Origin of the sequence: Xanthomonas citri pv. citri (assembly GCF_000961215.1) — a bacterium.
In the GTDB taxonomy this organism is placed as follows: Bacteria; Pseudomonadota; Gammaproteobacteria; order Xanthomonadales; family Xanthomonadaceae; genus Xanthomonas; species Xanthomonas cissicola.
Window position 1 is genome coordinate 58,280 of record NZ_CP008998.1, and the last position, 13,718, is coordinate 71,997.

The 13,718-nt window shown below is 68.3% G+C and carries 11 protein-coding genes; all 11 read right to left on the reverse strand.

The window, feature by feature from the left end; translation table 11 throughout:
- Positions 1 to 1,332 (reverse strand): O-antigen ligase family protein, encoded by a 1,332-nt coding sequence (locus AMD14_RS00720; RefSeq protein WP_015462687.1) that lies wholly within the window; start codon positions 1,330 to 1,332, stop codon positions 1 to 3.
- Positions 1,329 to 2,585, reverse strand: coding sequence for a hypothetical protein (locus tag AMD14_RS00725; protein ID WP_003482103.1), 1,257 nt, complete (start codon positions 2,583 to 2,585; stop codon positions 1,329 to 1,331). Before AMD14_RS00725 ends, AMD14_RS00720 begins: the two co-directional genes overlap by 4 nt.
- A complete protein-coding gene (locus tag AMD14_RS00730) occupies positions 2,572 to 3,354 on the reverse strand; it encodes a class I SAM-dependent methyltransferase (RefSeq protein ID WP_011050051.1) in 783 nt (260 codons plus the stop codon). The genes AMD14_RS00725 and AMD14_RS00730 overlap by 14 nt, the downstream gene beginning before the upstream one ends.
- A gap of 231 nt (positions 3,355 to 3,585) precedes the next feature.
- Complete coding sequence (asnB, locus tag AMD14_RS00735; protein WP_011050052.1) at positions 3,586 to 5,427, reverse strand: asparagine synthase (glutamine-hydrolyzing); 1,842 nt, start codon at positions 5,425 to 5,427, stop codon at positions 3,586 to 3,588.
- A gap of 52 nt (positions 5,428 to 5,479) precedes the next feature.
- The gene (locus tag AMD14_RS00740; protein ID WP_015462688.1) at positions 5,480 to 6,826 is read right to left on the reverse strand and encodes a hypothetical protein; all 1,347 of its coding nucleotides are present in this window, start codon (positions 6,824 to 6,826) and stop codon (positions 5,480 to 5,482) included.
- Positions 6,823 to 7,752, reverse strand: a complete 930-nt coding sequence (locus tag AMD14_RS00745; RefSeq protein ID WP_230598892.1) for a TylF/MycF/NovP-related O-methyltransferase — start codon at positions 7,750 to 7,752, stop codon at positions 6,823 to 6,825. The genes AMD14_RS00740 and AMD14_RS00745 overlap by 4 nt, the downstream gene beginning before the upstream one ends.
- Before the next feature lie 159 nt (positions 7,753 to 7,911).
- Positions 7,912 to 8,868: an NAD-dependent epimerase/dehydratase family protein gene (locus AMD14_RS00750; RefSeq protein WP_005929035.1), complete on the reverse strand. Its 957-nt coding sequence runs from the start codon at positions 8,866 to 8,868 to the stop codon at positions 7,912 to 7,914.
- The gene (locus AMD14_RS00755) at positions 8,865 to 10,166 is read right to left on the reverse strand and encodes a hypothetical protein (RefSeq protein WP_223293148.1); all 1,302 of its coding nucleotides are present in this window, start codon (positions 10,164 to 10,166) and stop codon (positions 8,865 to 8,867) included. The genes AMD14_RS00750 and AMD14_RS00755 overlap by 4 nt, the downstream gene beginning before the upstream one ends.
- 60 nt (positions 10,167 to 10,226) lie before the next feature.
- Positions 10,227 to 11,492, reverse strand: a complete 1,266-nt coding sequence (locus tag AMD14_RS00760) for a lipopolysaccharide biosynthesis protein (protein ID WP_015462691.1) — start codon at positions 11,490 to 11,492, stop codon at positions 10,227 to 10,229.
- Positions 11,453 to 13,201, reverse strand: a complete 1,749-nt coding sequence (locus AMD14_RS00765; RefSeq protein ID WP_011050056.1) for an ABC transporter ATP-binding protein — start codon at positions 13,199 to 13,201, stop codon at positions 11,453 to 11,455. The genes AMD14_RS00760 and AMD14_RS00765 overlap by 40 nt, the downstream gene beginning before the upstream one ends.
- The gene (locus tag AMD14_RS00770) at positions 13,198 to 13,686 is read right to left on the reverse strand and encodes a lasso peptide biosynthesis B2 protein (RefSeq protein ID WP_003482085.1); all 489 of its coding nucleotides are present in this window, start codon (positions 13,684 to 13,686) and stop codon (positions 13,198 to 13,200) included. The genes AMD14_RS00765 and AMD14_RS00770 overlap by 4 nt, the downstream gene beginning before the upstream one ends.
- Positions 13,687 to 13,718: the final 32 nt, after the last annotated feature.

Consider the following 13,718-nt stretch of genomic DNA (forward strand, 5'->3'; position numbering starts at 1 on the left):
TCAACCTGCGGCCATGCCGGCGGCGGGCGCGGTGTGGTCCCTGCGTGTACGCACGATCGCTCGTCGGGTTGGCAGCGGACATTGGCAATGACGCAACGCGCCGCCCAGTAGCAACCAGAACCCCCCAGCGCCAGACACGGTCATTGCGTTGTCGGACGAGATCAAGGTTGTCGCCATGCCGCACAACAGCCAGAACATCGCCAATGCCAGGTGATTGTCGCGTTGGCGATAGGCGCGCCAGAGCGCGCGCAGGCTCCAGCCGATAAAGCCCAGAAACAGCAGGGCCGTCGGTAACCCCATCTGATACGCGATGGTAAAGATGGCACCTTCGCCACCGCCCAGATCGGTCAACGCCTGACGCGCAGCAACCGCCCCCTGGCGACCCAGCCCGCCGCCCCACAGGACCACTTGGTGCAGATCGGCCAGATTGCGCTGCAGCGCGTACCAGTGGCCGATGGTGGAGCCGTCGCGGAAATTCACCGACGTCACCACAATGCCGTAGGACGCGGCCGCCAGCATCGCCGCGATTCCGCCCACCAGCAGCAGCCGCGCCCAGGGCGATCGCACCAGCCCGCGTGAGCTGACCAGGTAGCCCAGCACCCCGACGATGCCGGCCAGCATGGCGCCCCGTGTGCCCGACATCCACACCCCCACCAGCAAGCCCAGGCACGTAAGCAGGGCGCGCCACGGCCAGCGCCGCTGCCACAGACCCAGTGCCGCCAGTGCCGCGGTAATCAGGAACTGGCCCTGCGCCAGGGGAGCTGCCACCAGTCCACCGGCACGGCGCGCGTAATCCTCGCCGCCGAAGAAGTTCCATGGCAGCCCGGTGTCCGGGTCGGTGTCCTTGGGAAGCACGCCTTTCACCTCGGCCAAGTAGTCCGGCAACCGCACGGTCTGCACCCAGAAATCGGTATGCGCCAAGTCCCACGCACCGAACAGAGCACTGACGATGCCCAACCAGACCAGCCAGCGCGCCCCGCGCCTGACATCGTGCGGATGCGGCATGCACCAATACCCGGCAAGCACCAGCAGCATCGGCAGCAGCAAGGTGCCAAGCGAGCCGACCACGATGCCGGCCGGCAACCCGTGGGCGTATCCGACCGGCGCATAGGCCAGCCCGATCATGCCGAACACCAGGATTATCGCCAGCAAGGCGCGCGGCATGCGCACCGTCGCCAGTGCAATGGCGGCCAGCACGATGAGCGTGCCATCGCGCATCGGCCGCAGCAGGGCGGCCGCCGGCAGCGCCCCGCCGTGGTACAGCCAGGCCACCAGCAGATCGCCCAGGTGGATCGCCAGCAGCACCGCCAGCAGCAGATAGGCGCGTTTCACGGGGTCGCTTCCAGATGGTGCGGCCATCGCGCATCGGCCGCGAAGGTCTGCTGCAGCCAATGGCGTTGCTGCGCGGCGAATCGCGCTCGCGCACCCGCATCGCTGCGCAGCGCCCGGACCAGTGCAGCCAGCGCGTCGGCATCGGCGACCTGATGTGCGGGCCGCCCGACCGCCAACGCATCGTGGGACGCGGAGGCGGGCCAGGCCATGCCGATCACGTAGTGACCGCGGCAGGCGGCCTGCAGCAGCGCGGTGGAACAAAATCCCACCACCAGTGCCGGACCTGCATCCGCCTCCAGGATCGCGTGCGGGGGCGCCTGGCAGCGCCGTTGCAGTGCCGGCTCTGCATACGGATGGGTACCGCGCACTTCCTCCGGATGCAGCAGGATGCGCACGGCCACGCCGTCTGCCTCCAGCGCCGGCAGCGCGTGCGCCAAGGCCAACAGATGCGCGGCAAGGGTGGGTCCATAAATCGGTGTGTGGCTCTGCGACATCAGATACAGCGTGGTCGGCACCGTTGCGGTATCGAGATCGGTCAACGCCATCGCTGGCCCATAGCCGATGGCCGCCGGTGCGACGCCGTGCTTGCGGTAGACCTGCGCACTACTAGGTCCCCACAGCAAATGGTGCCGCGCCCGGACCGGGAAGAACTCGTCGGTTGGCAGACCATGCTGGACGCATACGCTCCGCCAGCCGTCGCCGGCAGCGTGCAGTGCCGCCGCCGCATACATGTCGAAGTCGTTGTGCAGCAGCAGCGTTGCTCCTGCGGGCGCGGCGCCCAGCGTGCGTTGCCATGCGCCATGCCACAGGCGCTGGCGCAAGACGCAGGCGCGCACGATCCAGAGCGAGGCGACCGCCGGCCCGAGCGGCGTGCGGCGCAGGGCCAGCGCGCGCAACGCCGCCTGCCAGCCGGCCCAGGTTGGTCGTGCGGGCAGCTGTCCCTCGACGCTGCCGCGCAGGCGCGGATGGATCAGCACCGTGCATGCCGCACCCTGTCGCTGCAGATCGGCCAGGTACGGCGCCAGGGCGCCCCAGCCGTTGCTGCCCGGCAGGGTTGCCAGCGCCGTCCACTCCGAGAGCACGGGCGGGCGTTGCGGCAGCCGCAGGCACAGCCATGCATCACGCAGGACAGCCAGAGCGGCACGCAGCCCTGCACCGCGTCGGCGGGTCAGGAAGTAGATCTCATGGCGTACCGCGGCCGCCTCCGCGCCGAACTGGGCGTGCACGGCCTGCTGGAAGTCAGCGAAGTCCATCGTGCACCTGGTCCTTGCGCAGCTGGCGGTAGCCACGCCAGCGCTGCAGTTCACCGAACAGACCTCTGCCGAGCACCCGGATCAGGCCGTGCTTGAGCCGCCGCTGCAGCCGGTCCCGCCGGCTCCACCGGACCATGTCCAGCCGTGCGTCGACTGCGTCGACCTCGTGCGAATCGGCCAGCGCCAGCGACGCCGCGGCGTGCGGTTGCGCAGGCTGCCGCAGATGCAGCCAGATGTTTCCAGCCAACACACCACGATCGGAATACGGACCGCAGGAAACGACCTCCAGGCCTGCCGCATTGGCCAGCCGTCGTAGCAACGGCGCCGAAAAATAGCTTAGATGGGCCGGGTGGACATAGTTGCGCGAGCGCCATCCACTCATCAGGTCCGGGACCTCGATCCACGCCTGTCCCTCGGGAACGAGGATGCGCGCCAGCGACGACAGGAACGCGCGCGGGTCGGTCAAGTGCTCAAGTACATGGAAGGCGACCACGGCTTCGAACTCCCCGTCGGCCAGCGTGTCCAGCGCAGGCAGGAAGGTGACCGCCGCGCCATCCAGCAAGACGTGGCGATGTGTCACATCCGGCTCGCACGCCGACAGGCGCAGGTCTGGTCGCGTGGCGGCAGCGGCGCCAAGAAAGGCACCAAAACCCGAGCCCACCTCCAACACCCTGGCTGCCGGTGCAAGGGCGGGCGCGATCCGCTGTAGCCGGTTGTGCGCGATCCAGCGGTCGCCGCGCCACGCAAAGAAGCGCCGCTGGCTCCCCACGGGATTTCCGCGGGAAACAGCTGCCGATAATCGTGGGCATAGAAGTGCTGTAGCGCCGCTTCGGTGAGGTCAGGCGCCAGATACACCGCCGCACACGCACCGCAGCGGCGCAGCTCCTGACCAGTCCCTACATAGACTTCCGCCCAGACCGTGCGTTGCGCTTGCGTGCCGCCGCAACAGCGGCAATGCCCGTGGTCGGGCGTCCACAGCTCCTGTACCGTCGGCGGCGCGTTACGCATAGACGCTCCGATACCACAGCGCGACCGAGACCGCGAACCACAGCGTGCTGTGCGATCGTCCGCTGGCAAACTCCCGGCGCAGCCTCGCGACATTCAGCAGTTCGTTCACGCCTTCCGGCAACGTCGCCAGCGCCTGCTGCAACGGCATGCGATCGACCAGAAACTGTTCGGCATGTCCGAAGCCGGTGCTCTTGCGCTGCGTGGTCACGCGTGCCGGCAGGCGCTCGGCGAACGCGTGCCGCAACATGGCCTTGCCGTGATAGTCGCCCATCCGCTGCAGCGCAGGCGTCGACAACGCGCGTTCGACAACGCGATAGTCCAGGAACGGCGCGCGCACCTCGATGCCGGCGGACATGCTGTTGCGGTCGGTCATGCGCAACACCATCGGCAGATTGGTCGACAGCACGTCGCGACGCAAACGCGCCTCGATATCGACGCGGCGATCAACCTGCAACGACTGCAGCCGGGCGGCTTGGTCGTGCCACAGTGCCGAGGACATGCAGGCCACGCTCGGCCGCTGCCGGCGCAGCAGTGCGCCCAGCGCGCCGGCTGGCAGATCCCATGCAAGACGATTGAGCAGCAGACGCGGGTCCACCGCACCGGTGGACAGCAGCCTGATGGCGGTCGGCAGTCGTGCTTGGTGCAGCGCACTGCGCGCGCTCAAGGCCAGGTACAGGCGCACGTAGCCACCGAACAGCTCATCGGCGCCTTCACCATTGAGCACCACCTTGTAACCGGCGGCGCGGATGGCGCGATACATACGGAAACTGGCGAGTATCGACGGCGTACAGAACGGCTCTTCCTGCGCCGCCACCAGTGCCAGCAGTTCCTCCTCGTCCGGAATCGCGCGGGCGCGATGCACGAAGTGACGCTCGCTCTGCCCCAGCGTTTGCATCAAGCTCGCTGCGGCCTCGGTTTCGTCGAAGCCGGCCTGCTCGGTGTCGTCGTAGCCATAGGTGAAGGCGCCGGCGAAACAGGTGCGTGGCAGCGCACCGGCCTGCACGCTCAGGGTGGTCAGGATTGAACTGTCCAACCCGCCCGATAGCAGTGACACCGTGGGCGCATCCGAGCGCAAACGCAGGCGGGTGGAGTCTTCGAGCAGCTCCATAGTGGCCTGCGCGTCCAGCGGAGCAACTGCACCGGGCAGCGGCCACTGGTGGTACGGCGTGCGCCGGCTATGGCCGGCTGGCGACACCCGGTACAGCCAGCCGGGAGGAACCGCGCGGATGCCGGCGTAAAAGGTGTCGCTGGTGTGGTCGGAGAGACCGGTAACCAGGAAATCGAACACCGCGGCGGGATTGGGTGGCGGGTAGCCCCCCAGGCTGGCAGCGATGGCGCGGATCTCGCTGGCCAGCACCAACTGCCGCCCGTCGTGGTGCAGGTACAACGGTTTGACGCCGAGCCGGTCGCGGCAATAGATCAGATCGCCGCTTGCCTGCTCCAGCAGCACCAGCGCCCACATGCCATTGCAACGCGGGAACAGCCCCTCGCCCCATGCGCGCCAGCCATGCAGGATGACCTCGGTATCGCTGTCGGTGCGGAATTGATGACCCAACCCTTCCAGTTCGCGGCGCAGCTCAAGAAAGTTGTAGATCTCGCCATTGAACACCAGCACGTTGCCGGTCTCGGCGCAGCGCATTGGCTGGGTCGCAGCAGCGCTCAAGTCCAGGATCGCCAAGCGACGGTGGCCTAGCGCCGTCGGCACTGGCTGCTCCAGGCACAGCAGACCCTGCGCGTCCGGGCCGCGACGTGACAAGGCGTCTAGCGCGCGCTCGGCCAGCGCCTGCAACGGCGCCTCCGCAACGAAGCTGCGCAGCGCGACTATGCCGCACATGATGGCCCCCGATGCCGAAAGCAGAACATCGCAATCAAGGCGCAATCATGCATCACGCGCGCGCTGACAACGTGGTGTGCAGCAGGCTGCGGCGCTGCCATACCGTCCACGCCACCGGCACCAGCAACAACGCCGCCAGTGTCATGGTCACCGGGCCGCCACCGAGCGAGACCGCGAGCACCGCCGACAGCAGGGCCGCGTAGCCGCCGGCGTTCAAGCGCAGCCCGCACAGGTGCAGACTCGCCGCCGCCATGGCGAGCACGCACAGGAATCGCAGCCATAGCATCCACTGTGGTGCATGCGCCGCCGCTGCCGCGACCTGCAGGAGCGCGCTGCAGAGCGCGCCGCCCAACAACAACGGAACCATCGTCGCTTCGCGATGGCGTCCGATCAGCAAGGCCGCCAGCACGCTGCTGAGTAGTGTGGTCGCGCCTGCGGCCAGTACCGGGGTGACCCATGGCAGCCACGCGCGCTGCTCGGCGCTGCCCCAGGCGGCTGCAACCACCAGCAGCGCCAACGCGCCCACAGCGGCTGCGCCCAGCACCAACGAGACCAGCGCGCCTGCCCAGTGTTCCCCGGCCGGGCCGCGCGCGTCGGCCACCAAAAGGCGGTTGAACTGGTTGAATACACCACTGGCCCCATTGAGCAGATAGTTCAGGAACAAATACACCGGCAAAAATGCCGGCGCGACCGACGCCAGCAAGAGCGGTGTCAACCGATCGTGCAAGGTGCCGGCGATGCTCAGCAAGGACAGTTGCAGCGCGGGGCGCAGCATGCGCCGGCCGCCACCGCGACGCGGCCATAGCAACTGCAGCGGTGCACCGAACACGGCGATGTTGACCAGGGCCTGCAGTAGATAGCCCAAGCTGACAGCCAGCCCGGCGCCAAGCCCGCCGTCCCAGCCTGGCAGCTGTTGCAGCACGAACCAGGCGAGGATCGTCGCCGGCATCGCCACCTGCTGCACGATGAATCCGGCCAGCATCCGCCCGCGGGCGAGCAGCGGCGCCGAATAGCCCACCAAGCCAAACACCGTCGCCGAGAGCGCCGCCAGCAGATAGCGGAACCCTTCGCCTTGGCCGCGACCGGACCACCAGACGCCGGCGATCCACAGCAGATCCAGCACCAAGGTGGCGAGCAAGCGGTGCCACAGCGCCTGGCGCCAACGCGCGTTCCAGCCAGGTGCCGCAGGATCCTCGCGCAGAAAGAGCGAGGCATAGCCCAGATCGGCCAGGAACAGCACAGTGACCAAGCCAAGATGCGCCAGCCCTACGTCGCCATAGCCCTGCAGGCCGAACCGACGTAGCAACGGCCACTGGAATAGCAGCGCGCAGCCCTGACCGAGCGCATACAGCACTGCGCCGGCAACGAACCCCGCGCGCATGCGTTGCGCGGCGATCATGGCTGCGCGGCGGATGCAGGCGTCGGTACATGGCACAGAAAAGCGCGCGAGGCGGCGCCATAGGCAAACCAGGGCTCAAATGCGATGCCGACGTGGTCCGCGCATTCCTGTAGCGCCCGGCGTTCGCCCTGTCGGTTGTCGGCGCGAAACAGATCGTAGTCGTCGCACAGCAGCACACTGCCCTGCACCAGACGCGGTGCGATCAAGGTCAGTGCGTCGTGTGCCGAGCTGTAGAGATCGCAATCCACATGCACGATTGCTGCGTGCGTGTGGCCGATGGCTGCAGCATTGTCGGCGAACAAGCCTTGCACCAGCTGCAGATCCGGTGCTTTCAAACCAACGGCGGCACAGCGTGCCTGGGCCTGGGCCAGTGAGGCGAGAAAGCTGCCGCCCGCCAAGCTGTCTTCGCCTTCCAGATTGGCCGGCATCCCGGCAAACGTATCGAAACCGTAGAACCGTGGACGCTGCGCCAGAAACGCCGACACCGTTCCCTGCCGACGGTAGGGCAATCGCGCACTGCGCTCGAGATGGCGTCGGTGATGGCGGTAGCACAGCCACGCGTGAGCGAGACTGTTGCCGCGATAGACGCCGAACTCGTAGTAGTCGCCCGTCAGCTGCGTGGCATGTGTATACGCCCATGCCCGAAACAGCGCGCCGAGCGCATCGTTACGGTGCAGGTTCGCGCCGACGCGCAACCGACGATAGGCGAACTTGAGGCGTTCAATGGTCGTCGCAGACAAGCCAGACACCTTCGCAAGAACGGGGAGACCGCAGTGGGAGTATCCGGGCTGGGGACGCGCTAACGCAATTGCAGGCAGCACTTTCCATACAGACAATCGGGCGCATTTGGCCAGCGCCAAAGCTAAGGGGCTGCAGCGCCTATGCGGCGGTGAATGCCTGGTCGGTATGGCGCCGGATTTACGCACTGAGCAGACCCATCTCGAGATGGGCGCGTGGTGCCGCCGCCGCAACCGTTCGACCTGCGATGGTGATGCGCCGATGGTGTCGCACGACAACGCGGGCTGTTTGCACCGCAGGCGTTGCGATCAGCGTGGCAGCGGGCGAGGTGATCGCATCGCGCGGGCTCACGCATGTTGCCCGGCGGTGGGCGCATCGGTGACTCCCAATACGCGCTGCAGTGCCTCGCGCAGACTCCAGCGTGCACGCCAACCCAGCACGCGCGCCGCCTTGCCCGGATCGCCCAACTGATGGAGACGGTCGATACGCCGCTGACGCTGCGGGTCGACTTCCAGGCGCGGCGATCGCCCTAGCACGGCGCCGATCTGCTCCACCAGTTCGGCAACCGAATGCTCAACGCCCGAGCACAGATTGAAGACATCGAAGGCCGGGTCCGGCCGCGCATCGTCGAGCAGTGCGATCAGCCCTGCCGCAGCGTCGTCTGCGTGGAGATAGTCCCGGCACGGTTGCAGGTTGCCCAGGCGCAAGGTTGGCGTCGCGGCCGGATCGGCCGCCAGTTGCGCCAACACGTCCGGTATCAGGTGCGCATTGGGATCGTCATGGGCGATGGTGTTGAACAGCCGCGCCGCGCGCCCGCGCCGGCCGTTCGCGGCAGCGCACCACAAGCGCAATTGCGCTTCGTTGCAAAGTTTGGACAGCGCATAGTTGTCGCGCGCGTCGGTGGCGCTGACGTGTTCGTCCAGCGCGCCGTCGCCCCAGGCGTAGACCGCGCCGCTGGAGGCGATCACGACCTGCCGCAGCGCCGCGTCGCTGGCGGCGTGCAGCACGCTCTCGGTGCCGACCACGTTGACCTGCAGGCAACGCATGCGCTGCGTCTCGCAGGTGGGAATATGGTGGATGGCGGCCAGATGGATCAGCGCATCGGCGCGGAACTCGCGCAACGCGACGGCGACCGTCTCACGCTCGCCCACGTCGGCAACGATGGCCGCATGCAGGCCGTGCGGCAGGGACATGCCGCTGGACAGATCGTCCAGGCCTGCCACCGCGTCGCCTCGCTGCAACAGCGCGCTCGCCACGCGTCTCCCGATCATCCCGGCCGCGCCGGTGACCAGCACCCGCATCATCCAGACCCCAGCGGGCGCGCGTCGGTCGGCCCGAGCAACAGGCCACGCATGCGCTGCGGCAACCACGCAAACAACGGATCGGCGTGCGCCGACCAGGATGCATGCCGGTCGCCATTGCGACGCGCGATCACATACATTGCCAATCCCAACGAGGCGACCAGCAACACCCCAAGGAACACCGCCAGCGCGACCAGCGCCGGCCGGCGCGAGGGTACCGGCGCCGGCGATAACGCCGGGATCGCCCGGTAGCGCACCAATTGCGCGCGCCAGCGCTGTTGCGACAGCGCCAGGTCTATTTCGCTGGCGACCTGCGACAGCGCCGAGCCGGAGGGGGTGCCGCTGCCGAAGACGGCGCGTCGGCAGCTCTGCACCCAGTCTGCCAGGGCCCGGCCCAGATGCAGGCCCGGCGCGCGCTGGTCCACCCGCGCCAGAAAGCGCTGCTTGCCGTCCAGCTGTTCCAGCTCGCGTTCCACCTGACGCAAGGTGGTCCGCGTCCCGGCGATGGTCGATTGCAATGCGACGATCTGCGCCAGCGGCGAAAGGTAGCGTCCACCGCCATCGCCGACCGACACGACCGTGTTGACCTCGTTGCGCCGCAGTTCCGGATAGCGCTCCAGCAACTGCTGCATGTCCGCAGCCTGGCGTTCGTTCTGTTCGATCGCGTAGCGTTGCTGGATCTGGTCGATCTGCAACTGCGGGCGTTGTTCGAGCGTCTGCTGGCGCAGGCTGTCCAGGTAGTCGCGCAACCCGCCCCACAGCACGACCTGGCGCACGTGCTGCGCGATGGCGTCCAGCTGCTGGTTCGCGGCCGCATCGTCGCGTGCATACAACGACACTTCCAATCCCAGCGCGCCGACGCTTTTCGCATCGATGTTGACCTGCTGGCGGATGTCGTCGCGTTCGACCGCGCTGCGGTAGGTCACGCGCGTGTCCCAGTATTTCTTGAGCACGAAGGCGCGTTGCAGGCGTTCGCGCTGCTCCGGCGGCAGCTCGGTCATGCTGGCGAGCGAGGCCGCCACCAACTGACGGTCGGCCAGCATGGGTTGCAGCTTGCGCCATTGTTCCAGGCTCATCTGCGGCGTTTCCAGCAGCGCGGTGACCGCATACAGGGGCCGCGTGGCGACGACCACGCCGGCCAGTACGCCGCACAGCACGGCCAGCGGAATCAGCAGGCGGCCGAACTGTTGGTAGAAGCGCAGCACTTCCAGCAATAGATCGCCCAGGGAGACCTCGTCACGGCGTTCAGGGATCTCGTCTATACCCGGCATCAGATCGTCGCTGCGGTTCAAGGGAGGCATGGAAGCGCCACGCCGTATCGCCAGCACTGTGCCACAGCGATTGCGACGGCGGCAACGCGACTATGCGCGCGCGCGCCCTGCAGTCCGCAGCCCGCACCACAAGGTGGCGGTCAGCACCGCCTCGGTGGCGATCACGGCGATCGCTGCGCCGTGCACACCGTAGCGGCGGGTGAGCAGCAGATTCAGCGCGATGTTGACCACCGCCGCCACACTCGCGCCGAGCACGTACCAACGCTGCTGGTCGCAGGCGATGGCGGCCTGGGTCAGTACGTAGTTCGGCAGCACGAATACGAAGGCGGCAAACAACCAGCCCAGCAGTTGCCCCGCCACCGCGCGATAGGACGCTCCGTACAACAGCTCCATCAGCCAGTTCCCGAGCCAGGCGCCGCTGGCCGCCAGTGCCAGCCCCGCCGCAGCGGCCAGCCACAGGGCGCGATCTTCCAGCCGACGCGCGCGGCCTGCCTGCGCGCGCGCCAGGCGCAGCTGGCGGAACAGCAGCAAGGCGACCGGCATCGCCAGCAACAGCACGCCATCGAACACGCGATACGCGGCGGCATACTGGCCCACCTCCGCCGCAGGCACCGTGTGCTGCAGGATCACCACGTCGCTGCGACGGTACAGACCGGTGGCGGTGTCGATCCAGAAAAAGCCGGCGGCCGCGCGATACGCCAGCGGCTGTGGCCGCCAGTGCGGTCGCTCATGCAGGCCTCGCCCCAGCCAGACATAGGCCAACAGCAGGCCGCCTGCCCACGCAGCAAAGACCACGCCGGGGGCGTGACCGAGCAGCAGCACCGCCGTCACCACCAGCAGCGCGCTGAGTGCGCGCGCACCCGCCAGCCAGCTGGCGTCGCGTTGCCACTGGCCCGCCGCCTTCAATTGCGCCGACACCAGCTGGGTCAACGTGACCGCACCGAAGCACAGCACCGCCCAGACCAGTGCCGGATCGCTGCCGGCGCGCGTCGCCGCCAGGGTTGCGGCGACCAGCAGCAGCGTGGACCACAGCAGATGCCCGCGTGCCAGACCAGGCAGCGCGCGCGCCAGCGTCGCCGGGATTCCGGCCGCAACCCCTTCGCGCAATACCAGGGTGCGCATGCCGGCATCCTGCAACAGCGCCAGCAAGGTCGCCAGATTGAGCAGGTAGGCGTAGCGGCCGAAGCCGGCCGGGCCCATCCCGCGTGCCAGCCACACCGACAGCGCCAGCGAGACCGCAGCGGTGAACAGGATCGACAGCCACTGCGCCGACAAGCCGCGCACGAGGCCACGCCATGCAGGCGACAGATGCGGCGTCACCGGGCGCCGATCCAGATCGGCGCCACTGCCTGGCACGGGCCCTGCGCCACCAACCGCCCCTGGTCCAGGACCAGCACGGTGTCGGCCTGTTCCAGCAAGGCCAGCCGATGGCCGATGAGCAGGACAGTCAGCTCGCCATGCAGGCCCTGGATGGCGCTGCGGATGCGCGTCTCGTTGTCGTGGTCCAGCGCGCTGGTCGCCTCGTCCAGGATCAGCAATGCCGGGCGTTGCAGCAGCGCACGCGCCAGTGCCAGCCGCTGGCGCTCGCCACCGGACAATGGCATGCCGCCCTCGCCGACCGGCGTATCCCAACCCTGCGGCAGGGCATGCACGAACTGGGCAGCTGCCTGCTCCAGCGCAGCGTGTAGCGCCTGTTCGCTTGCATCTGGACAGGCGATCAAGAGGTTATTGCGCACGCTGTCGTTGAGGAGGAAGGCGTCCTGCGAGACATAGGCCACCGAGCGGCGCCAGGCCCGTCGCGCGGCTGCATCCAGCGCCACGCCGTCGATTTCCAGTGTGCCTTGGTCTGGGCCAAGCAGGCCGCTCAGGACATCGGCCAGGGTGCTCTTGCCTGCACCGGAGGCGCCGACCACGGCGGTGGTCGTCCGCGCCGGCAGCAGTAACGACAGATCCTGCAGCGCGGGCGTGCCGCGTCCGGGGTACTGGATCTGGACTGCAGACAGCGCAATCGAGGCTGTCAGCCGGATCGGCGGCGTGGCCTCGGGTAACGGCGGCTCGGCCCAGGTCCGGCTCTCCTGCAGGCGGCCTTCGATCTCGTCGAACGCGGCCATTGCATGCAGGCAATACTGGCGTTGCTGTTGGATGTTGCTCACTAGTGGCAACAGCCGGGCGAAGATTGCGACCAGCACCAGAAGTTCGGCCATGGCCATGTGCAGGAGCTGCAGGCCCGCATAGACGTAGCACGCCAGCAGGACCGCCCCGGCGCCATGGAGCAAGGCCTTGGAACTGCTCAGGCCATGGGCGAACCGCAGCTGCTGGTCGTGCATGGCACGCGCCGTGCGCCCGAATGCTGCCAGGTGGCGCGCTTCGGCGCCCAGGATCTTGGCCAGGCGCAATCCCGACAAGCGGTCATGCAGACCGGCGTGCAAGCGTTGGTTGGCCTGCGTCAGTTGGCGACCCAGCACGACCGTCCCGCGCCGCCGCTGGTCCGTGGACAACAACAGCACCGCCCCACTCAGCAGCGCGACCAGCGCCAGCTGCCAGGACAACGCAATCGCAGCGAGCAGGTAAAGCAAGGCGGTCGTCCCGGCGGCAAGCAGCGCCAGGCCTTGTCCCAGACCCACTTCGGCGCGGCTGACGTCGCTGAGCATGAGGCTGGCGTGGTCGGCGGTGCGCTGACCGACCAACCAGCGCCACTGCGCCCCGAGCAGCGCCGCGAAGCTGGCCATGCGCAGCCGCTCGCCCACATCTTGTTGCAGCTGTGCTGCCGCCCGCTCGCGGCCGAGCTGGATCGCAGTGCGCACCAGCACGACCGTACAGAACAGCAGCAGCAAGGGAATCGGCGAGCTGGTCGGAAGTCCGAGGGCGATGGGGACGCGCAGCAACTGCCCTGCCAGCCCGTCCGTGGCGGCGGCGTCGCCTTGCAAGGCACCGAGCAAGGGCACCAGCAACAGCATCCCGATGCCCTCCGTCGCGCCGGCCAGCACCATCAGCACGAACAGCCCGAGTCGCTGGCGACCTGGCGCCCACCGCAACAGGCGCGCCATGCCGTGCACGACCCTCATCGGGCCTGCCGTGCGCGCGGCACGAAGCAGCCGACGCGGGTGAACCGCTCGCTCGCGCGGCCCCCGGTGACGCGCGCGCTACCAGCGAGCACCCAGGCATGCGCCTGCAGTTGCGCGCCATCGTCGCTGCGCGTCACCCCCAGGCACAGCAAATGGGCGACCCGGAACAAGCCCAGCAGGTAATGTGCGGCCAGCGCCTGCGCCAGACAATTGGAGTCCCAGTAGGTGTAGCGGGCCGCCAGACGGACGGTCCGGCCGATCTGCAGGGCGCGACGTTCAGCACGTGCATCCAGGCCTGGCAGTGCCGGTGGCACGGACACCTGGTCGCCTAGCCAGGGCGCGAGGCGGCGGAAGCCAAGCCAGCGCACTGCCGCACGCACCAGGCCCAACAGAACCCAGGCCGGCACCAGCAGCAGCCGTTCGAACCGGGGCAGCCGGCCGACGGCCGCAAGCATGCGGCAGCCGCGCACGAGCAGGCGGGGCATGCTCACTGCCAGCGGTCCGCGCGCGCTGCGGA

What these genes read in the sequence shown, in the direction of transcription:
- AMD14_RS00725 (WP_003482103.1), bottom strand. Translation starts at nt 2,585, where the DNA reads ATGGACTTCGCTGACTTCCAGCAGGCCGTGCACGCCCAGTTCGGCGCG.
- asnB (WP_011050052.1), bottom strand. Translation starts at nt 5,427, where the DNA reads ATGTGCGGCATAGTCGCGCTGCGCAGCTTCGTTGCGGAGGCGCCGTTG.
- AMD14_RS00770 (WP_003482085.1), bottom strand. Translation starts at nt 13,686, where the DNA reads ATGCCCCGCCTGCTCGTGCGCGGCTGCCGCATGCTTGCGGCCGTCGGC.
- AMD14_RS00740 (WP_015462688.1), bottom strand. Translation starts at nt 6,826, where the DNA reads ATGATCGCCGCGCAACGCATGCGCGCGGGGTTCGTTGCCGGCGCAGTG.
- AMD14_RS00765 (WP_011050056.1), bottom strand. Translation starts at nt 13,201, where the DNA reads ATGAGGGTCGTGCACGGCATGGCGCGCCTGTTGCGGTGGGCGCCAGGT.
- AMD14_RS00750 (WP_005929035.1), bottom strand. Translation starts at nt 8,868, where the DNA reads ATGATGCGGGTGCTGGTCACCGGCGCGGCCGGGATGATCGGGAGACGC.
- AMD14_RS00755 (WP_223293148.1), bottom strand. Translation starts at nt 10,166, where the DNA reads ATGCCTCCCTTGAACCGCAGCGACGATCTGATGCCGGGTATAGACGAG.